Origin of the sequence: Microbulbifer aggregans (assembly GCF_020524005.1) — a bacterium.
GTDB classification, from domain to species: domain Bacteria; phylum Pseudomonadota; class Gammaproteobacteria; order Pseudomonadales; family Cellvibrionaceae; genus Microbulbifer; species Microbulbifer aggregans_A.
In genome coordinates this window covers 55,838-75,504 of sequence record NZ_JAIVKK010000004.1, presented here as the reverse complement: position 1 = coordinate 75,504, position 19,667 = coordinate 55,838, and the positions used below count along the sequence as shown (strand labels likewise).

At 59.0% G+C, this 19,667-nt stretch carries 17 protein-coding genes; 13 read left to right on the top strand and 4 right to left on the bottom strand.

The genetic code is table 11. The features are described from left to right. Window positions 1–48: 48 nt before the first annotated feature. Window positions 49–1,179, top strand: a complete 1,131-nt coding sequence (locus tag LC093_RS07955) for a PQQ-dependent sugar dehydrogenase (RefSeq protein ID WP_226663964.1) — start codon at window positions 49–51, stop codon at window positions 1,177–1,179. Here the strand turns inward: LC093_RS07955 and rrtA are convergent. Continuing rightward, window positions 1,176–1,793 carry a rhombosortase gene (gene rrtA / locus LC093_RS07950; protein WP_226663963.1) on the bottom strand — a complete coding sequence of 206 codons (618 nt, stop codon included), beginning with the start codon at window positions 1,791–1,793 and terminating at the stop codon, window positions 1,176–1,178. The two genes, LC093_RS07955 and rrtA, sit on opposite strands and share 4 nt — an antisense overlap. A 421-nt stretch (window positions 1,794–2,214) precedes the next feature. Between rrtA and LC093_RS07945 the strand changes: the two genes are divergently transcribed. The 7 genes from LC093_RS07945 to LC093_RS07915 all read left to right on the top strand — a co-directional run bounded on the left by LC093_RS07945 (window position 2,215) and on the right by LC093_RS07915 (window position 7,792). Continuing rightward, window positions 2,215–2,802, top strand: coding sequence for an L-threonylcarbamoyladenylate synthase (locus LC093_RS07945; RefSeq protein ID WP_226663962.1), 588 nt, complete (start codon window positions 2,215–2,217; stop codon window positions 2,800–2,802). Between the two features lie 64 nt (window positions 2,803–2,866). Continuing rightward, window positions 2,867–3,772 carry an oxygen-dependent coproporphyrinogen oxidase gene (hemF, locus tag LC093_RS07940; RefSeq protein ID WP_226663960.1) on the top strand — a complete coding sequence of 302 codons (906 nt, stop codon included), beginning with the start codon at window positions 2,867–2,869 and terminating at the stop codon, window positions 3,770–3,772. Window positions 3,773–3,828: 56 nt separating this feature from the next. Further along, window positions 3,829–4,266, top strand: coding sequence for a hypothetical protein (locus LC093_RS07935; RefSeq protein WP_226663958.1), 438 nt, complete (start codon window positions 3,829–3,831; stop codon window positions 4,264–4,266). A 76-nt stretch (window positions 4,267–4,342) separates the two neighbouring features. Beyond that, the gene (gene aroE / locus LC093_RS07930; protein WP_226663956.1) at window positions 4,343–5,191 is read left to right on the top strand and encodes a shikimate dehydrogenase; all 849 of its coding nucleotides are present in this window, start codon (window positions 4,343–4,345) and stop codon (window positions 5,189–5,191) included. Window positions 5,192–5,533: 342 nt separating this feature from the next. Continuing rightward, window positions 5,534–6,025, top strand: coding sequence for a 5-(carboxyamino)imidazole ribonucleotide mutase (purE, locus tag LC093_RS07925; RefSeq protein WP_226663955.1), 492 nt, complete (start codon window positions 5,534–5,536; stop codon window positions 6,023–6,025). 42 nt (window positions 6,026–6,067) lie between these two features. Further along, entirely contained in the window at window positions 6,068–7,183 is a 1,116-nt protein-coding gene (locus LC093_RS07920; protein ID WP_226663953.1) for a 5-(carboxyamino)imidazole ribonucleotide synthase, read from the top strand. Between the two features lie 207 nt (window positions 7,184–7,390). Next, on the top strand, window positions 7,391–7,792 hold the full coding sequence (locus LC093_RS07915; protein WP_226663951.1) for a hypothetical protein: 402 nt from the start codon (window positions 7,391–7,393) through the stop codon (window positions 7,790–7,792). A gap of 60 nt (window positions 7,793–7,852) precedes the next feature. Here the strand turns inward: LC093_RS07915 and LC093_RS07910 are convergent, their stop codons facing one another. Next, on the bottom strand, window positions 7,853–8,764 hold the full coding sequence (locus tag LC093_RS07910) for a dimethylarginine dimethylaminohydrolase family protein (RefSeq protein ID WP_226663949.1): 912 nt from the start codon (window positions 8,762–8,764) through the stop codon (window positions 7,853–7,855). Between the two features lie 235 nt (window positions 8,765–8,999). Then, window positions 9,000–10,244 carry a Zn-dependent hydrolase gene (locus tag LC093_RS07905; RefSeq protein ID WP_226663947.1) on the bottom strand — a complete coding sequence of 415 codons (1,245 nt, stop codon included), beginning with the start codon at window positions 10,242–10,244 and terminating at the stop codon, window positions 9,000–9,002. Window positions 10,245–10,378: 134 nt separating this feature from the next. On the opposite strand from LC093_RS07905, the gene LC093_RS07900 reads away from it, so the two are divergent. From LC093_RS07900 to LC093_RS07880, 5 genes are all read left to right on the top strand, one after another. Further along, on the top strand, window positions 10,379–11,347 hold the full coding sequence (locus LC093_RS07900) for a LysR family transcriptional regulator (RefSeq protein ID WP_226663945.1): 969 nt from the start codon (window positions 10,379–10,381) through the stop codon (window positions 11,345–11,347). Window positions 11,348–11,568: 221 nt separating this feature from the next. Next, entirely contained in the window at window positions 11,569–12,996 is a 1,428-nt protein-coding gene (locus tag LC093_RS07895) for an aldehyde dehydrogenase family protein (RefSeq protein WP_226663943.1), read from the top strand. A 70-nt stretch (window positions 12,997–13,066) separates the two neighbouring features. After that, window positions 13,067–14,476: an APC family permease gene (locus LC093_RS07890; RefSeq protein ID WP_226663941.1), complete on the top strand. Its 1,410-nt coding sequence runs from the start codon at window positions 13,067–13,069 to the stop codon at window positions 14,474–14,476. A gap of 368 nt (window positions 14,477–14,844) precedes the next feature. After that, on the top strand, window positions 14,845–17,172 hold the full coding sequence (locus tag LC093_RS07885) for a TonB-dependent receptor (protein ID WP_226663939.1): 2,328 nt from the start codon (window positions 14,845–14,847) through the stop codon (window positions 17,170–17,172). A gap of 38 nt (window positions 17,173–17,210) precedes the next feature. Then, window positions 17,211–18,626 (top strand): NAD(P)/FAD-dependent oxidoreductase, encoded by a 1,416-nt coding sequence (locus tag LC093_RS07880; protein WP_226663937.1) that lies wholly within the window; start codon window positions 17,211–17,213, stop codon window positions 18,624–18,626. Between the two features lie 130 nt (window positions 18,627–18,756). Here LC093_RS07880 and LC093_RS07875 read toward each other — a convergent pair whose 3' ends face one another. After that, a complete protein-coding gene (locus LC093_RS07875; protein ID WP_226663935.1) occupies window positions 18,757–19,596 on the bottom strand; it encodes a helix-turn-helix transcriptional regulator in 840 nt (279 codons plus the stop codon). Window positions 19,597–19,667 lie beyond the last annotated feature (71 nt).

The window sequence follows — 19,667 nt, the reverse complement described above, 5'->3', positions numbered from 1 at the left end:
CGGAAACCCGTTTCCTATCCCGACCCAATGATTCCGGAGAGCTCCCTGATGCGAATCCGCTTTTGGCATCCTGCTGCAATTGCCAGCGCCGCAACCTTTTTCCTGACTTCTTTTGGCGTTGCTGCCGCAGAAAAAGGCGAGATCTTTCTCGACAAACTGAACCTGCCGGAAGGCTTCAAAATCGAGGTGTACGCCAAAGACGTACCCAACGCCCGCCACATGACCCGTGGCGACAAGGGCACCCTGTTTGTAGGCTCTATGCGCGAGGGCAAGGTTTACGCGATCACCGACAAAAATGGCGACCAGAAAGCCGATGAGGTAAAAGTGATTGCCGAGGGGCTCAAGCTGCCTACCGGTGTCGCTTTCAGGGATGGTGACCTGTACGTGAGTGCGGTGACCAGTATTCTGCGCCTGGACGATATCGAATCACGCCTCGACAACCCGCCAGAACCGGTGACCATCACCGAGCAATTCCCCGACAAGCATCACGGCTGGAAATATATCGCATTCGGCCCGGATGGCTGGCTGTATGTGCCGGTGGGTGCCCCGTGCAATATCTGTGACGAAAAAGACTACGCCAATATTCAGCGCCTCAAAATCGAGGGCGACAAAGTGGTCAAGACCGAGACCTGGGCGGAGGGCGTGCGCAATACCGTGGGCTTCACCTGGCACCCGCAAACCAAAGCGCTGTGGTTTACCGACAATGGCCGCGACCTGCTGGGTGACGACACCCCACCCTGTGAGCTGAACACTGCACCGGTTGCCGGTAAACATTTCGGCTATCCCTACTGCCACGCCGGAGACATCGTCGACCCGGAATTCGGGGAGGGCAAAAGCTGCAGTGCATTTGTCCCTCCGGTGCAGAAACTGGGGCCTCATGTGGCGCCATTGGGTGTGAAGTTCTACACCGGTGAGCAGTTCCCGGCTGAATATCGCAACCAGGTGCTGATCGCTGAACACGGCTCGTGGAACCGCAGTAACAAGATCGGCTACCGTGTGACGATGGTTACCCTGAATGACAAGGGTGAGGCAACGGCATACAAACCGTTTATCGATGGCTGGCTGCAGGGCGAAGAAAACTGGGGGCGCCCGGTGGACGTGCTGGTGATGCCGGACGGCGCTCTATTGGTATCGGACGATTACGCCGGCGCCATCTACCGCGTGAGCTACGAAGGCTAAGTAACCTCATTGGCGCTAGGACTTTGTCCGCCCGCGGTAGAGCCTGTCCGTCGCCAAAGGGCGGGCAGGCCGAGTAACATACCGACTGCGCTACCCCAGAGGTGCGCGTCGATTGCCACTTCCGCACCAATCATGCCAGCGGTTTCCGCGCTGGCACCAAACCACTGTTCCAGGCCCACTTTGATCCAGGTTCCGGCCACCAGCAGGTACCCGGTGCGCCAGCGCGCGCGGATATCCAGCAGTCCCCCCCAAATAATCAGGCCGTGCAGTACCCCCGACAGCCCCAGGTAGACCTCGGTGTCCGGGCTGAACAAGTACAGCGTGATGCCGGTGCCCAAGCCGAGCAGCGTAGTGATGCTGAGAAACGGCCACAGCCGGTAGTGCTGGCCGTGCAATATCCACAGCAGCACCAACCCCGCCGAATTCAGTAACAGGTGGTCCGTGTTGGTGTGCGTGAGGTGCCCGGAAATCAGGCGCCAGAGTTCACCCTCGCCGATGAGGGCCCGGTTATAAACCAGCCATGGCTCAAATAACGGCAGGGCCGCAACCAGTACAATGACTGCTAGCAGGATTGTGGGGCCTGCAATACCGGATCTGATCAGGGCGAGATGCATCGGGAAAATTCGCTACCACTAATTGAGAGTGCGGGCGTTGGCGCCGGCTTTACATGTCAGTAGCGCAGTATCCCACGGAGAACAGCGGGGAACAATTTCCGGGTAAGTGGTTGGTAACCGGAGCGGGCTCGAAGTTTCGGGCGTTAGCGCGAAGTGCACCCGGAGGGGTTAACTTGTCTAGGATAAGAGTATCCGCTAAATTGCAGCGCTTCCCGGAGCGCTTGCGCGCCAGCTAAACACAGCGGCGCTTCGGTGTCATTGGCGCCGTGTAAAATAAGCAGCCCATCGGCCTCAGCTGATATTGAAGTGCGCGCTGATTCGTTCGTGTGTGCTCTGCCGATGATGCAGTAGTTGATAACGCCACGAATGCGCCACTGCAGCCCATTCTGCAGAGACGCAAGGCCTGATAGAGTCACGACCCTTGCCAGAGAAAACACATCCAACCCTGTTTAGTGCTGGCCTCTCACTGGCTACTGCTGCACGTGCACTCGCCGCCGGGGGAGTAATCGCACACCCGACAGAATCCGTGTGGGGCCTCGCCTGTGACCCGAACAATCCCGATGCGGTTGCCCGTCTGCTCAAACTGAAAAACCGCCCACTGGAGAAAGGCCTGATCCTGGTATCCGGTGATGTGGACCATTTCAGTGGTTTGTTGCACAGCCTGAACGGCGACCAGCGAGCACGTGTCGATGCCACCTGGCCGGGCCCGGTTACCTGGCTGGTACCCCATTTCGGCCAGGTGCCGCCCTGGATCAGCGGGGTCCATCACAGTGTGGCCCTGCGCCATACCAACCACCCGTTTACCGCAGCGTTATCGCGCGCGTTCGGCGGCCCGATCGTATCCACCTCCGCAAACCCGGCCGGCTGCCAGCCGCCCAGACATAAGTTCCAGGTATTGCGTTACTTCGGTGACGAGCTGGATTTTGTCGGCGGTGGCAACACTGGCGGTCGTACAGCCCCCAGTGAAATCCGCGATGTTACTAGTGGGCGGATTGTGCGTGCGGGCTGAGCCCTAGCTGCAACTTTGATCCTGCGTTGCCGGGACCCGCGAAAGAAATAATTGTGAGTTTTCCATGACAGAAATAAATATCCAGGCCGTAAAAGAGTATCTGCTGAACCTGCAGGACCGCATTTGCAACGAACTCGCCGCGGTTGATGGCACTGAATTTATGGAAGACGCCTGGGAACGCGAGGGGGGTGGTGGCGGCCGCACCCGTGTACTGGAAAATGGCAACGTGATTGAAAAGGGCGGGGTGAACTTTTCCCACGTACACGGTGACAAACTACCGCCCTCAGCCACCGCCGCGCGCCCCGAACTGGCCGGTCGTTCTTTCGAGGCTATGGGTGTAAGCCTGGTTATCCACCCGAAAAATCCCTATGCGCCTACCAGCCACGCCAATGTGCGCCTGTTTGTCGCAGAAAAAGAAGGTGCAGAGCCGGTATGGTGGTTTGGCGGAGGCTATGACCTGACCCCGTATTACGGCTTTGAAGAAGATGTGGTGCACTGGCACCAGACTGCTAAAAATGCCTGTGCACCTTTTGGTGAGGATATTTATCCGCGCTTCAAAAAGTGGTGCGATGACTATTTTTATCTGAAACACCGCGATGAAGCCCGCGGTGTCGGTGGACTGTTCTTTGACGACTTCAGTGAAGGTGGCTATGAAAATGCGTTCGCCTTTATGCAGGCCGTAGGTGACAGTTATCTGGACGCCTACCTGCCGATCCTGAACAAACGCAAAGATACCGGGTACGGCGAGCGCGAGCGCGATTTCCAGCTCTATCGCCGCGGCCGCTATGTAGAGTTCAACCTGGTCTTCGACCGCGGCACACTGTTCGGACTCCAGAGCGGTGGGCGAACAGAATCGATCCTGATGTCGCTGCCATCGGAAGTACGCTGGCGCTATAACTGGCAACCGGAGCCGGGTACGCCGGAAGCGAAACTCTATACCGACTTCCTGCCACACAAAGAGTGGGTATAAAGCAAAGATACTGCTTTGCCGCAAAGGACTGCGGCGTCCCTAAAAAGGAAAATGCCATGCACAAGGCCCGCCTGGAAGAAATCAATAAACTGTTTCTGGAATACCGCCGTTTATTCGAAGCGCGCGATGCCGAACAGATCGCCGACTTTTACCGTTTCCCTATTCATTACTATTTTTCCAATGGCGAAAAATCCCAGTTGTCCCGCGAGTACTTTATTGGCCGGGTTGAAAAACTGCTGAAGCTTTATAAAAAGCTGGGGGTAACCCAGATTGTCGGCGCGGTTACCGATGTCAACGAGCTGAATGAAAATACCAGTCTGGCGACGCTCAACTGGGTATTGCTGGATACTTCTGCGGAAAAACCCCGGCAGATTTACAGTGCATTTACCCGTTACATCGTGAGTGATTTTGAAGGCACATTGAAAATCGATGGCCTTATTGGGGTGGATGAAACCCTGCGGCTCAAGCAAGCGCTACGATCAAAGCCACAATAAAAACCTGTAAAAAGCCGTCTTTCGATAACGTCGTTTGTCGAAGCCGGCAGCAGTAAATGGAAAGAGTGAACAGGACGTGACAGATTTATACGCCGTTGTTGGCAATCCAATAAAACACTCGTTGTCTCCGGAAATACATCACCAGTTTGGTTTGCAAACGCAGCAGGATATTGGTTACGAAAAAATCCTTGCTCCACTTGGTGAGTTCGCCGAGACCGCCAAAAAATTTTTCACGGAAGGCGGCGCGGGCTTGAATGTAACGGTCCCATTCAAACTCGATGCTTTCGAGTATGCGGACACGTTGACGGAACGGGCTAAAACTGCCGGTGCGGTAAACACGCTTGCCGTTCAAGCGGATGGCTCTGTTCTCGGCGACAATACAGACGGTGCCGGCCTGGTGGCCGATCTCAAACATCATCTTGGCTGGTCGATTACGGGCAAAAAAATATTGTTGCTCGGCGCTGGCGGTGCAAGCCGGGGTGCATTATTACCGCTGCTGAAAGAACAGCCAGCACAGCTGCATATTGCCAATCGCACTGCAGCCAGGGCAGTACAGCTCGCGAAAGATTTTTCCGGGTATGGATCACTGACGGCCGGCGGCCTTGCAGATATCCCGGACGGTTTCGACCTGATCATCAATGCCAGCGCCGCAAGTCTTGCCGGCGAGCGGCCACCAGTTGCCGATGCGGTCGTGGGGCCGGCGTGCTGCGCCTACGATATGGTTTACGGCGCGGAGCCGACGCCGTTTATGCAGTGGGCCGCAGACCTGGGGGCGAAGACGTCCGATGGTTTGGGCATGCTGGTGGGGCAGGCCGCAGAAGCATTTTACCTGTGGCGGGGTGTACGTCCGCAGGTAGAGCCGGTACTGGCGACTTTACGGGAAAGACTGTACGCAAAGTTACAGGAAGAACCTGGTAACAAATGACTCGCGGATCTCATTAAAACCACCCGGTCACAGGTGGGTGCCGCAACCCCTGCGGCACACTATGGTTCAGGGATTGGTTCGGCGTGCTTAGTCTCGATTGAGCGGGATCGCCGGCCGGAAAGCTTGCAAGACCGCTCCGACTCCCGGAATTCGGCCTGCAGGGTGCTTTCTTGCTGAGTTTTGGTATCCTTCACGCCCCTAAATCGGGGCGGCCGGCGGCCGTAGTCGAGCCTTGGGCCAAAACCGGCGTATCCATGACGCTGTCCTAGGCGATTACCCTTATTTATTAGTGCTGCGAACCCCGCCAGGCTGGCGCTCGTGCAACACCGGAGTTAACCGTAAGTGAATCAGCTTCCGTTTGAAAAAGTCACCATCGTGATGGGATCCCAATCTGACTGGCCGACCATGGAAATGGCGACCAAGCCACTTACCGATCTCGGTGTTCCCTTCGCCACCGCCGTAGTTTCTGCGCACCGCACCCCGCAGCGTATGGTCGAGTTCGCCACCACGGCCCATGAGCGCGGTACCCAGGTGATCATCGCTGGTGCTGGCGGCTCCGCGCATCTGCCCGGCATGATTGCGGCCATGACCCCACTGCCGGTGATCGGCGTGCCGGTGGCGAGCAAGTTCATGACTGGAATGGACAGCCTGCTGTCTATCGTACAGATGCCCAAGGGCGTTGCCGTTGCCACCCAGGCGGTGGGCGCTTCCGGCGCATTCAATGCGGGCCTGATGGCGGCGCAGATGCTGTCCCTGACTGACCCGGAACTGCAAAAACGCCTGATCGCCTGGCGCGAAAACCAGAGCGCCGGCGTGCCGTTCGAAGTTGAATAAGCCGGTTTGAGATTACTGAACGTTTACGAGGTGTAGCGGAAAATGACGGTCAGACGCGTAGGTATTGTTGGCTGTGGCCAGCTGGCACAAATGATGGCCCAGGAGGCCCGCCCGCTGGGTATCGAGTTCAGTTTCCTCGCTGAGGGCGACGAGAACACCACCTGTGTGGAAGGTCTCGGCACCATCGTGCACGCCCATGAAGGCGACGATATTGCCGCCCTTTACGAAGCTATGGGTAGCCCGGAAGTGATCACCGCCGAGCGTGAAGGTGTACCTGTTGAGCTGCTGCGCGCGCTGGAACAGTGCTGCCCGGTGTATCCGCGCCCGGATGCATTCGAGAAAACCCAGCACCGTCTGCGCGAGAAAACGGCGATCACTGCTGCCGGCCTGCCGGTCGCGCCCTTCCTGCCCGCCAACAATTACGATGAAATCTGCGCGGCAGTGAAACAGCTGGGCTATCCGTCGTTCATCAAGAGCTGTGAACACGGTTATGACGGCAAGAACCAGTGGCGGGTGAACAGCGATGAAGATCTCGTGGCCATCGCCAATGATGTGCCGGAGTCTGAATACGTGGTGGAGAAGGGCATCAACTTCTCCCGTGAGGTATCCCTGATCGGTGCGCGCACCGCCGATGGTAAGGTGGTTACCTACCCACTGGCGGAAAACGATCACTACAACGGCACGCTGCTGGTTTCCACCGCACCGGCGCCGCACGTCAGTGAAGAACTGCAGCACACCGCCGAAACTTACCTGGCCACCCTGATGAACGCCTGGGACTACGTGGGCGTGCTGGCGATGGAGTGTTTCGTCACCGACGACGGCCTGCTGATCAACGAGCTGGCGCCGCGGGTACACAACAGCGGTCACTGGACGTTGGCCGGCGCCAAGACCAGCCAGTTCGCCAACCACGTACGCGCGATCCTGGGCATGGCGCTGGGCGATACCGAAGCGGCGCGCCCGGCGGTTATGATCAATATGCTGGGCGTGGATAAAAAGCCGGCGCTGCAGAATGAAGGCGTCTGGTCTTACGGCAAGGGTCTGCGCCCGGGCCGCAAGATGGGTCATGTGATCCTGCTGGACGATTCCCAGGATGTACTGGCTGCACGTATTGAAGCGATGCTGGAAGAGCTGTACGGCGAAACCAAGCGTCCCGCCTGAAACTGAATTTTCCTTTCTGAACGCATTGCCCCAGACTTCTCCTTGCCTATCGGGGCAGTGCGTTTTTTATTCCTTGTTATTCCATTTCCACGCTGACCGGTAAAAGTGCACGGCGGTTTGCGATTCGGTGTCGTGGTTCTGGCATACTTCTCCACAATCAGTTCCCAACTGAAACTGTTTCGCGGATACCATTTGTGGAGGTAGTAAGTGCGAGAATTCCTGAGAAACCTGTCCTTCTGTTTCACCGCCGGCTGTTTCGCCGGGCTGGGATATGCAATTGCCCTGTGGGCGATGGGGCACTACGGTTTCAGTCGCTTTCTGCATGTGGACATTGCGCCGCACCTGCACAGTGCCTACGTCTACCAACGGGTGGTCTGGGGTGGTATCTGCGGCCTGATCTTTATGCTGCCGTGGCAGAAAAGCTGGATTACCCGCGGTTTCCTGCTCTCATTGATTCCCGCCGGTATCCTGCTGCTAATCCTGTTGCCGATGCGCGGCCTGGGGATCGGCGCACTGGCGCTGGGTACGCTGACCCCGCTGGTGATTATTCTGGCCTGCGCGGCGGGCGGCATAGCAGGTTCCGGTTTGCTGCGCGCTCAGGGGAAATAACCCGCTGATTCCGGGCATAAAAAGGGCTGCCAATGGCAGCCCTTTTTATTTGGATGAAGCTTAACCCGGCTTGCGTGCGAGCGGCTGGCACATGCAGTGCACGCCGCCGCCGCCGGCGGTGATCATGGAGATGTCCGGGTCGATCACGTCGAGGCCGTGGGCGCGGCACTTTTCTTTCAGTTCGGTGTTGTCGGACGGCAGCATGACGCGGTCGTTACCCAGCGCGACTACGTTGACGCCCAGCTCCATGACCTGGGGGTAGGAGATATCGATAATCTCGAAGTTGCGGGCTTTGAACCACTGCACCAGTTCCGGCTCAACCGCGTCCACGCACACGGCTACTAATTTGTCTGCCAGTGCGGCTACCAGCACGTCGATGTGCAGGAAGTAGGGGTCGAATTCGTAACCTTTTACTTCCCAGCCTTCTTTTTCAATCCAGCTTTTCATCTGTTTGAAGCCCTGCGGTGAGGTGCGCTCGCCGGAGTGGCCGCACAGGATGACGCCGGGTTCCAGCACCATGAAGTCGCCGCCCTCCAGGCTGCCGGCGGTGATGATGTCGTAAATGGGGATGTCGAGTTTCTGGTAAGTCTTTACTACGTCGACCCATTCGCCGCGGCGCCAGGGGGAGTACATCTGGGTAACAATCGGACCCCAGGGGGTCATGACGCTGCTGTCGCGGGCGTAGAGCTGGTAGGGGAGGTTGGCGTCGGCGGGCAGCAGGTGGGTGGTGACGCCGGCGTGTTTGTAGGCGTCGAGCATTTCCTGGTGCTGGCGTTTGGCGACGGCGGCGTCGAACTGGCGGCCGAGGCGCACGGAGCGGCGGGAGGCGGCGTTGCCCATCTGCCAAGTGTAGTGGTCGATGGGGCCGACAAGCAGGTCGGTGAGCACGCCGTATTCGGAGTCGATACCCCAGTTGTCGAGGCGCGCGGTGTTGCCGTTGTCGTTGCGGTGTTTGTAGGTAAATTCTGTCATTGTGGTTCTCGGCGAGTTCAGTGGTTTTGGGAGCTCTGTGTTGGCTCCGTGGCGCTCCTGCTACCGGTGACCATTCGCGAGACACGCCGTGAACCCATCCCTGGGGGCTCTTCTAAAACATCCCTGTTTTAGAAGGTCTCGCGAATGGCCCCCGGCATCAGGAGCTTCGCGTTGAATTTATTTACGTTGTAAGAAATCTCGCAGGGTGGATAAACGAGCGCATCCACCAATCTGGTTAACTCGGGTTCGCCATTTTCAGCATCGCGTGCAGCAGCACATTTGCACCGGCCTCCAGATCTTCTGGCTCCGCGTTTTCCGCTTCGTTGTGGCTCAGGCCTTTTTCACAGGGCACAAAGATCATGCTGGTGGGGGCCACGCGGGAGATGTACACGGAGTCGTGGCCGGCGCCGGAGACCATTTCCTTGTTGCTGTAGCCGAGCTCGGCTACGGAGCTGCGCACGGCTTCCACGCATTTCTGATCGAAGGCGACGGCGGGGGAGCGCCATTCATCCCGGATATCGTGTTCGAGGCCGATGTCGTCGGCCACACGCGCGGCGATTTCGCGGAAGCGCTGGTCCATCGCATCGAGGATTTTCTGGTCCGGGTGGCGCAGGTCGACGGCGAGGACGAGTTTCTCCGGCACGGTGTTGCGGCTGCCGGGTTCGACGCGGATGTCACCGAAGGTGGCGCGGGCCCAGGGGCCGTGTTCGGCGGCGAGTTTGTAGAGTGCGTCGAGAATCGCTTGCAAGCCCATAAACGGGTCGCGGCGGGTTTCCATGGGGCTGGGGCCGGCGTGGCAGGGCTGGCCGATGAGGGTGAGGTCGTACCAGTACATTCCCTGTACGCCGCTCAAAACGCCGATGGTTTTTTCTTCGGCTTCGAGAATCGGACCCTGTTCGATGTGTACTTCGAAGGCGGCGGCGAGCGGGCGCGGCCTGGCGGGGGTGTCACCTTTGTAGCCGATGCGCTGCAGTTCTTCGCCGAAGGTTTTGCCTTCTTTGTCCGCGCGGGCGTAGGCATAATCGAGGTCGAACTCGCCGGCCCAGACGCCGGAGCCGATCATGGCGGGGGAGAAGCGGGCGCCTTCTTCGTTGGTCCACACGGCCACTTCCAGTGGCGCTTGGGTTTCGATGCGGGCGTCGTTCAGGCTGCGCACGACTTCGAGGCCCGCGAGCACGCCGTAGACACCGTCAAACTTGCCGCCGGTGGGCTGGGTGTCGAGATGGGAGCCGGTGAGGACTGGGGGCAGATCCGGGTTTTTACCGGCGCGTTGGGCGAAGATATTTCCCACTTCATCGAAAGTGACGCTGCAACCGGCTTCTTCGCACCACTTTACGAAGAGGTCGCGGCCCTGTTTGTCGAGGTCGGTGAGGGCCTGGCGGTTGCAGCCGCCTTTGTCGGTGGCGCCGATGCGGGCCATCTCCATCAGGGAGTCCCACAGGCGCTGGCCATTGATACGGACTTGCTGGATATCGGTCATGAAATGCATCCGGACTTTTATTGTGTGAATGGATGTATAGGGTTTAGCACAAGTCTATGGTTTGATTTTGCGAACACAATTAACTATTAATTGCCGAATTGGTGCCAAAAAGGCACCTAAACGAGATGCAAACCATGGCCGCCGAGCTCCGAAACCTGTCCCTGACCTCCCTGCGCAGCTTTTATGCGGTGGGGCGCCACTGTCACCTGCGGCGGGCGGCGGAGGAGTTGCATGTATCGCACCCGGCGCTCAGCCGCCAGATCCGCGAGCTGGAGGAGCGCCTGGGTACGCCGCTGTTCCTGCGCACCGGCAATCGTCTGTCGCTGACCGCGGCGGGCAAGCGGTTGCACCGGGCGGTGAGCGAGGCTTTCGGCCGCCTGGAGCAGGGCCTGCTGACTTTGGACCCGGGCAATCTTTCCGGCGAGGTTGTGATCGCCACTACGGCCACAATCGCCAGTCGCTGGTTGCTGCGAATTCTCGCTGAGGTCCAGCAGCGCTATCCGGAAATTCGCCTGCGGGTCACCACCATCGAGCCGCGTGCGCGGCGACTGGATAATGAAGCCGATATCGCCATTTGCCTGGGAGAGTCGGAGGCACCGGGCCGCGAGGTAACGCCGCTGTACCAGGAGCACTACCTGCCGGTGGCGAGTCCGCAGCTGTTGCAGTCGCGGGGCAATCTGGGCCGGGCTCTGCGACCGCTGGATCTGCTGGGGCTACCGCTGCTGCATGACCGGCAGCAGCAGTGGCCGGGTTGGTTTACCGCTCAGGATGTGGGCTATGCGCCGGCAGTGCATGGCGTTGCGGTGGACTACGCCTATCAGGCCATTGAGGCCGCGCGCCTGGGTATGGGCGTGGCGCTGGCCGACCGGTTGGAGGTCAGTGAGGACCTGAAGAGCGGTCGTCTGGCGACACTGATAGAACGGCCCTACACCATAGGCCAGTTTTTGTTTCTGGTGACTGATCACCGTGACACCCTTAATGACCGCGCGCGATTGGTACTGGAGCATGTGTTTCGCTGGCTGGAAAGTCGTGGTGCGTTGCTGGCCGCCGAGGCGCAAACGTTGCAGCAGAAGCTCGCCGCGGCCCCGCCCGGCGCGCCCTAGGCTCCTCGTCTGCATTGCTCTGCTGTCCTCTTATCACCTCTTCAGGTGATACAGAGCCGCTTGACCTTCCCGCATACTGAATAATCATTCGAATAAGACTAACTATTGCGCAGATTGTCCGTTTGTTAGACGATGTCGCGTCAATTTCTTTGGTTGAAATTGGCGCCAGGCGCTTCCGGACGCTGGCATACCGCACATCAGCAGTAAGCAGGTCGAGCAAGATGGAAAACCATAACAAGATCTATATCGATGGCCAGTGGACAGCCTCCACCTCCGGCGAATGGCTGGAAACTATCAATCCTGCGACCGAATCCCTCATTGCCCGCGTACCTGCGGGCAGCGTGTCCGATGTGGACCGCGCCGTACAGGCCGCCGTCCGCACGTTCGATGCCTGGGCCAATACCCCCGCCAGTGAGCGCCGCGCGCTGTTGCTGCGCGCCGCCGACCTGATGGAAGCCCGTCAGGATGAACTGGTCGCCGCGGTATCCGACAGTCTGGGCTGTCCCCGCCATATCACCGGCTGGCTGCATGTGGAGGGCCCGATCGAGGCCATGCGCCTGTTCGCCGAGCACACCGGGATCACCGAAGAGACCGCCGAACATGGCCACTCGCTGGTGTGGCGTGAAGCTGTCGGGGTGTGTGGTTTTATCAATCCCTGGAACTACCCCCTGCACCAGTTTGTCGGCAAGGTCGGCGCCGCACTGGCGGCCGGTTGCACCATGGTGATCAAGCCGTCCGAGCAGACGCCGCTGCAGGATTACCTGATGGCGGAAATCTTCCACGAAGCGGGCCTGCCCGCCGGTGTCTTTAACCTGGTGCCCGGTCGCGGCCCGGTTGTCGGTCAGGCGCTGTGTGAACACCCGCTGGTGGACATGCTGTCGTTTACCGGCTCTACCCGCGCCGGCATCGAGATTGCCAAGGCCTGTGCCCCTACCGTAAAACGCGTGACCCAGGAGCTGGGTGGCAAGTCGCCCTACATCATCACCGCCGACAGCGACTTCACCGCTGCGGTGCGTTATGGCGTGGACGACGTGATGATCAACAGCGGCCAGACCTGTACCGCGCTCACGCGCATGCTGGTACCGCAGAGCCGCTATGACGAAGCGCTGGACATCATCCGCGCGCGCGTGGCCGAGATCGAAGTGGGCATGGGCGAAGGCGCCTTTATGGGCCCACTGTCGTCCCGGCGCCAGTGGCAGCAGGTCCAGGACTATATCCAGATCGGCCTCGACGAGGGCGCGACCCTGCTGTGTGGCGGCGCCGGCAATCCGGAGGGGCTGGCGCAGGGCTTCTATGCGCGGCCGACCGTGTTCGCGCAGGTGAACAACGACATGCGTATCGCCCGCGAGGAAATTTTCGGCCCGGTGCTGTGTGTGATCGCCTACGAGGACCTCGACCAGGCCGTGGCCATCGCCAACGATACCCCCTACGGATTGTCTTCCGGTGTTTACGCCAAAGACCACAAGGACGCGCTGGCGATCGCGCGGCGCATTCGCGCCGGTCTGTGCTTCGTCAACGGTGGCGAGTTCAACTACCAGGCGCCGTTTGGCGGCTACAAGCAGAGCGGTAACGGACGGGAATTCTCCCACCACGGTGTGGAAGAATTTACCGAAATCAAATCCGCACAACTGGGTGTGCCCGCGGAGTAATCCGCGAAGCACCGGCTGACACTGAAAAACACAAACTAAGAAATACAATAATTAACGCGGGAGAAACTCCGTGACCGAAGTAGCCGTCAAAAAGAATCTGGGCAAACGGGACATGATCCTGTTTACCGTGTCCGCCATTCTGCTGGTGGACACCCTTGCTGCCACCGCCGCCATCGGCACCTCCAGTATTTTCTGGTGGCTGTTCCTCGGCCTGTTTTTCTTTGTACCGTTTGCCCTGGTGTCTGCCGAGCTCGGTTGCGCTTACCCGGAAAAAGGCGGCATCTATGCCTGGGTGCGGGATGCGTTCGGCGGCCGCTGGGCGTCGCGCATCAGCTGGAGCTACTGGGTCAATGTGGCGATCTGGATGCCGGCAATCTTCATCCTGTTTGCCGGCGTGGCAAAACAGCTGTTCTGGCCGGACATGGGGGTCGCCGGGCAGATCGGCCTCGGCATTGTGCTGACCTGGGTCGCGGTTATCGCCAATGTGGTGACCCTCAACGTGGGCAAGTGGGTGCCCAACATCGGCGCCATCTTCAAGATCATCATCTTCGGCGCCATCATCGTCGGCGCCGTGTTCTATGCGGGTGAAAACGGGCTCGCCAACCCGATCACCTTCGACAGCATCAAGCCCAACCTGGGCGACAGCCTGCAGTACATTCCGGCGATCATCTACGGCATGCTCGGTTTCGAACTGATCAGTTCCAGCAGCGACGAAATGCGCAACCCGCAGAGGGACGTTCCCCGTTCCATTCTGGTGTCCGGTGCCATCATTCTCGCCCTGTACACCCTCGGCACCGCCGCGATACTGGCGGCCATCCCGGCGGGGGAAATCGATCTGGTCGAGGGCCTGGTCGACACCCTGCGTCTGTTCTTCGCACAGCTGCCGTTTGGCAATGCACTGGTGATGGCACTGGGGATTGCCGCGCTGTACACCTTCTTCTCCAACGGCGTGACCTGGGCCATCGGCGGCAACCGCGCCGCGGCGGAAGCGGCGGAAGAGGGCGAGCTGCCGCAGGCCTTTGCGATCAAGAGCCGCAGCCGCAATACGCCGGTGGGCGCCGCGGTGTTGATGGGCGTGATGAGCACGCTGATCCTGGTGCTGTACGGGTTTCTGGTGAATTCCAACGAAGACCTGTTCTGGTCGCTGTTCGCGTTCAGCGGGGTAATCTTCCTGTTGCCCTACGTGGGCATGTTCCTGGCGTTCCTGAAAATGCGCAGCACCGATGGTGCCCGGGCGCGGCCCTTCCGGGTGCCCGGTGGCGATGGTTTTGTGCGCGCACTGACCTACTTCTGCGTCGCGATTCTCGCCGGCAGTATCTTCCTGTTCATCTACACCCCCGGTGAGGGCGTGCAGTGGCCGGTGCTGATCGGTTCCATCGTCACCCTGTTGCTGGGTGAGCTGGCGATCCTGTGGGCTGAAAAACAAAATGGTGAGAGTAAAGGAGCAGAAGAGGCCTCTGGAGTCCTAGCCACGCAATAAATTTTTTAAGGGAAAATCCCTCGAGCAGACCAGTGCCATCGATATAGATCGAGGCGGTACCGCTACCGGGTGTTGCTTTGTGAGACACGAGCTAGGCGCCCCCCCTTAACCCATCCATGGGGGCTCCGTTGCGGCTGTCCTGGCCGCAGACGGTCTCACAAAGCAACACCCGATCGGTACCTTCACAGCAAACCCCATTGGTAAAAAGCATTGCTGAATTAACCCGCTACCTGCGGGTTTTCGTGTTTGTATTTAAAGCTGAACAAAAATTCGGTTTCCTCACCCGTTGGGGTGATACCTGAATTCTTGTTCGGTTTTTATAGTCTCCCTCACGATAAGACAGATAAAAGAACCACAGGGAGCTCGTCATGGATTTACCCAGCCGCGCCAGCCGGCGCTTCGCTAAAAACTCGCTCGCCGTTGCCATTACCGGTGCGTTTTTGTCCGCCCTGGGGGTAACCCAGAGCGCCCTCGCCAACCAGATCGAAGAAGTCGCGGTGACCGCGCAGAAGCGCGAACAGTCGGTGAATGACATCGGTGTATCCGCCAATGCCTTCAGTGGCGAAATGATGCAGAACCTGGGCATCGACAGCGCCGTCGACCTGGGTGCGCACACCCCGGGTCTGGTCACGGTCAACAGTACCTCCGGCGGCACCCCGGTATTCGCCATCCGCGGCATCGGCCTCGACGATTTCAGCCCCAACAACAGCAGTGGTGTGGGTATCTACACCGACGAAGTGTTTGCCAGCAACCCGTCCTTCCTCGGCGGCCAGCTGTTCGATATCGAACGGGTGGAAGTGCTGAAAGGCCCGCAGGGTACGCTTTACGGCAAGAACACTACCGGCGGTGCGATCAATTTCATCAGTGCCAAACCTAGTAGTGAATTCGAAGCGTTTGTGGATGCCGGTGTCGGCAATTTCGGTTCCCGCGAATTGACCGGTGTGGTCAGCGGCGAGATCAGTGGCGAAGTACTGGGCCGCCTGAGCCTGAATACGTCCAAAGGCGACGGCTGGCAGGAAGACCCCGAGACCGGGCGCGCCTTCGGCAGCGTCGATCGCACCGCCGGCCGTGGCCAGATCCTGTTCCCGTTTGCGGGCAACGGCGAGGCGCTGGCCAAGGTGTATTTCAGCAGCGACAAGTCCACCCCGGTTTCCCCGCAGGTTAGCGGTCTCGGCGATGCCTTTGGCGATCCCTCGTTTGACGTGCTCAACAGCAGCGACGATGCGTCGGTCGTCAATGTCGGTGATCTGAACGTGAGTCGCGACGAATCCGGCCACGGCGCATCCCTGAATCTGAGCTACGGCTTCGAGACCGTCGACTTCGTCTCCATCACCGCGTTCGATGCCTACGACCGCAAGGTAGTGGATAACTACGGGGGTTCCGCCGCGGCGATCCTCGACCTGTACCAGGACAACGACATCAGCCAGTGGTCGCAGGAATTCCGCCTAGTCAGCAACGGGGAAGGCCCGATGAGCTGGGTGGCCGGTGTGAACGTTTCCGAAGACACCGTGAAGGTACGCGATGTGTTCGACGATTCCTTCTTCGTCACCGATTCCGTGGCCAGCACCTTTGTGCTCGACCCGGCAGATGTTTCCGTGCAGGGCTGGGATCTGCTCACCGCGGAATACGAGCAGGTGACGAAATCCTGGGGTGCCTACCTGCACACCGAAACGGCGCTCAACGATTCCCTGAACCTGATCGCCGGCATCCGCTACAGCGCCGATGACCGCACCTTCGACGGACTCTCCACCAATCACGACGATATCTATTCGTTCAACGACACCATTGCCGAACTGAACGACAGCAGCAGCGAAAACGCAGTGACCGGCAAGCTGGGTCTCGACTGGCAGCTGCACGACGACTTGCTGCTGTACGCCAATGTGGCCAACAGCTACAAGGCCGGCGCCTACTACGGCGCGGCAATTCTCGACGACGCCAGCTGGGCCTATGTGGAGCCGGAAAAGGTCCTGTCTTTTGAAGCGGGCTTCAAGGCGACCCTTTTCGATGCCTCGCTGCAGTTGAACGGCGCCCTGTTCAGCCTCGACTACACCGATCGCCAGTCGCTGGTGACCATCATCGTCGACGACTTCAGTAACTTCCTGGAATTCCCGGTGGCGGATACCACACTGGTCAACGTACCGGAATCCAAAACCAACGGCTTCGAACTGGATCTGCACTGGCTGCCCATCGACAACCTGACCGTGATGGCCGGTGTGGCATATCTGGATAGTGAAGTCACCAGGGCGCCGACCACCGCAGACATGCGCGGCATTGCCGCAGACCCATCGCTGAACGACAACGCCGACGGGGTAAGCCAGCTGTTCGTGGATGCCCTGGCCGCACCACTGCCCGCTGGCGCGTCGCTGTCGCAGGCACCCGAGTGGAGCTACAACAGCCTGGTGGCCTACGACCTGCCGCTCGCGGACTACAACCTGCGTCTACAGACCAGCTACACCTACAGCGACGAAATGACCGCACAGCTGGCGGATGACAACGCCCTGTCGGGCCCGGTGCATTCCTGGGACGCGGAAGCGTCGCTGAGTGATGCCAGCGAGCGCTGGGAAGTCAGTGGCTGGATCAAAAATATTGAGGACAGCAGCGCGGAGACCTATGCCTTCTCCAGCTTTGCTGGCCGTTCCTACTATCGCCAGGCGCCGACCACCTTCGGGGTATCGGTTCGCTACAACATTTTCTAATTACGCGCCGGCGATAACGCGATGATGAAGAGGTAATCATGTGTGACCAACAAACCAGGGCCGATGCCCTGGCAGCACTACAAAAAACAACCTTCTTTCCCTACTGGCTGGATGCGCCGCAGCGCCCGCGGGATGAGCCTGCGCTGCAGCGCCCGCTGGAATGCGACCTGCTGATTGTCGGTGGCGGTTTCACCGGCCTGTGGGCCGCAGTGCAGGCCAAGGAAGCGAATCCCGAGCGCGACGTTGTGCTGATCGAAGCCAACAGCATCGCCATCGGCGCGTCCGGACGCCCCGCGGCAATCCTGTCCACCTCGGTGATGCACGGACTGGCCAACGCACAGCGCCTGTTTCCCGAAGATATGGATACGCTGGAGCAGCTGGGTAAGGAAAACCTGGACGGCTTCCGCGAGACCATCGAGCGCTACGGCATCGAGTGCGATCTGGAGTGGGGCGGTGAACTGACCGTCGCGGTGGGTGACGACGGTATCGAGGATATCGAAAAGGAATACGCGCTGTACCGTCACTATGGCCACGACGCGCACCTGCTGGACAAAAATGCGGTTCAGCAGGAAGTGAAGTCGCCGCTGTTCAACGGCGGCCTCTGGTCGAAAAAACGCAGCGGCACCGTACACCCGGCGAAACTCGCCTGGGGGCTGAAGCAGGTGGCGATGGAACTGGGCGTGAAGATTTACGAAAACACACCCATGGTCAGCAATGCCAAAAACAGAAAAGGCGTGCTGGTGAAAACGCCGAAAGGGCGTGTGCAGGCGAACAGGGTTTTACTCGCGACCAACGCCTTCGCTTCCGGCAACAAGAAAATCCGCAACCGGGTCGCGGCGATTCGAGACCGTATCGTGGTGACCGAGCCGCTGAGTGAAGAGCAGCTCGCGACTATTGGCTGGCAAAACCGTCAGGGCATTTACGATACCCGTACCCAGTTGAACTACATGCGCCTGACCGCGGATAACCGCATCCTGTTCGGTGGCCGCCTGGATTACTTTTTCGGTAACAACACCGACCCGGAAGACGATAAGGCGCCGGAACCCTATGTGCGCCTGATCGATAATTTTTATCGCACCTTTCCGTCTCTGCGCGGCATTCAATTCAGTCATGCGTGGAGTGGCCCCATCGCGCTGACCACGCGCATGGCGGTGCACTACCAGCACTATCATGGCGGCCGGATGTTGTACGCGGGGGGCTATTCCGGTTTCGGTGTAACGGCTACACGTTTCGGTGCGCGAGTCGGCCTGGCAATTCTGGACGACAAAAAAGTCCCCGAGCGATCGCTGAATTTTGCCTGTTCGCAGCCGGCGTATATTCCGCCGGAACCTTTCCGCTGGATTGGGGCGAAGATCACTATGTACGCACTGGACACCCTGGATGAAAAGCGCGGCTGGCGGATTCCGTGGGTGCGCATGGTGGAGAAAATGGGGTTCCCGATCACCCAAAAGTAATACATAAAAGATTTGTTATTGAATGGTGATGTTTTCCTGATTCCAAACTTGTGGAGCTTCGCCCGCGCACTGCCACCGGCATCGTGTTTGCCATGGTGATATTGCGCGGGATTTTTTGAAGCGTGGAAGACTATTTTTCCAGACTGGTAAGGGGGTCCGGGTCGGTCCCCGTGTGGTGGCGCAGGGCACTGATAAACAGGTAAAACAATTCCGATTGCGAAGTGACATCCAGCTTGGAATAAATGTGTTTTCGGTGCGTTTTGATCGTGTCCACGCTGGCGTCGAGCTTTTCCGCCATCGACTTGATCGAGTGGCCGCGCATTGTCATATGCAGCACTTCGCACTCGCGGTTGGTAAGCAGTGAACTACCGAAGTGTTCGAGGGCATTCTCCAGACGCTTTCCAAAAGATTCCGGTTGGCGTCCGGCGCTACTGTAGTTCCGAATCCACTGACGAAGAACGTTTTGCACCAGAGGTAAAATAGATTTTAAAAACGCTATCTCCTGAGCCGAAAATTTTCCGCCTCCAAGGTCCGACGCGCGCCCAATGGAAAGGCTCGCAATAATACCGTCTTCCCCGCGCACCAGATAACAGGCTTCGTCTCCGAGGTTGGCCTCACGGTAATACCTGCGAAAATATTCCGTCTGGCTGAATGCATCGGGCGCGACTTCACGCAGCAGATAAAACCCTTCCCATTTTTCGTCCACTGCAGCGCGGTAGAAGGGATCAAACAGGTAGGCGCCTTCCACATAACGGTCCACCTGTGTACTCAACTGCTCATTGGCGAGTAGCCGGTGGTGGGTAATTTCCGGCGCACTGTCTACCGGGTAAAGAATGGCCATGCTGCTGTTGCCATGTACCAGGGCTTCCGCACCGCGTAACAGTTCATAGATGCGCTGTGAGTTTGACTCGCACTCGAGCAGGTTGGCCACACACTGGTGCCAGTGGGTGAGATCTGAAGCGACACTCATAACGCAGTAACCGATAACTGACAGGGTAATCGTGCTGCAAAAAACGGGTTTCTGCCACCCGGTTCCAGTAG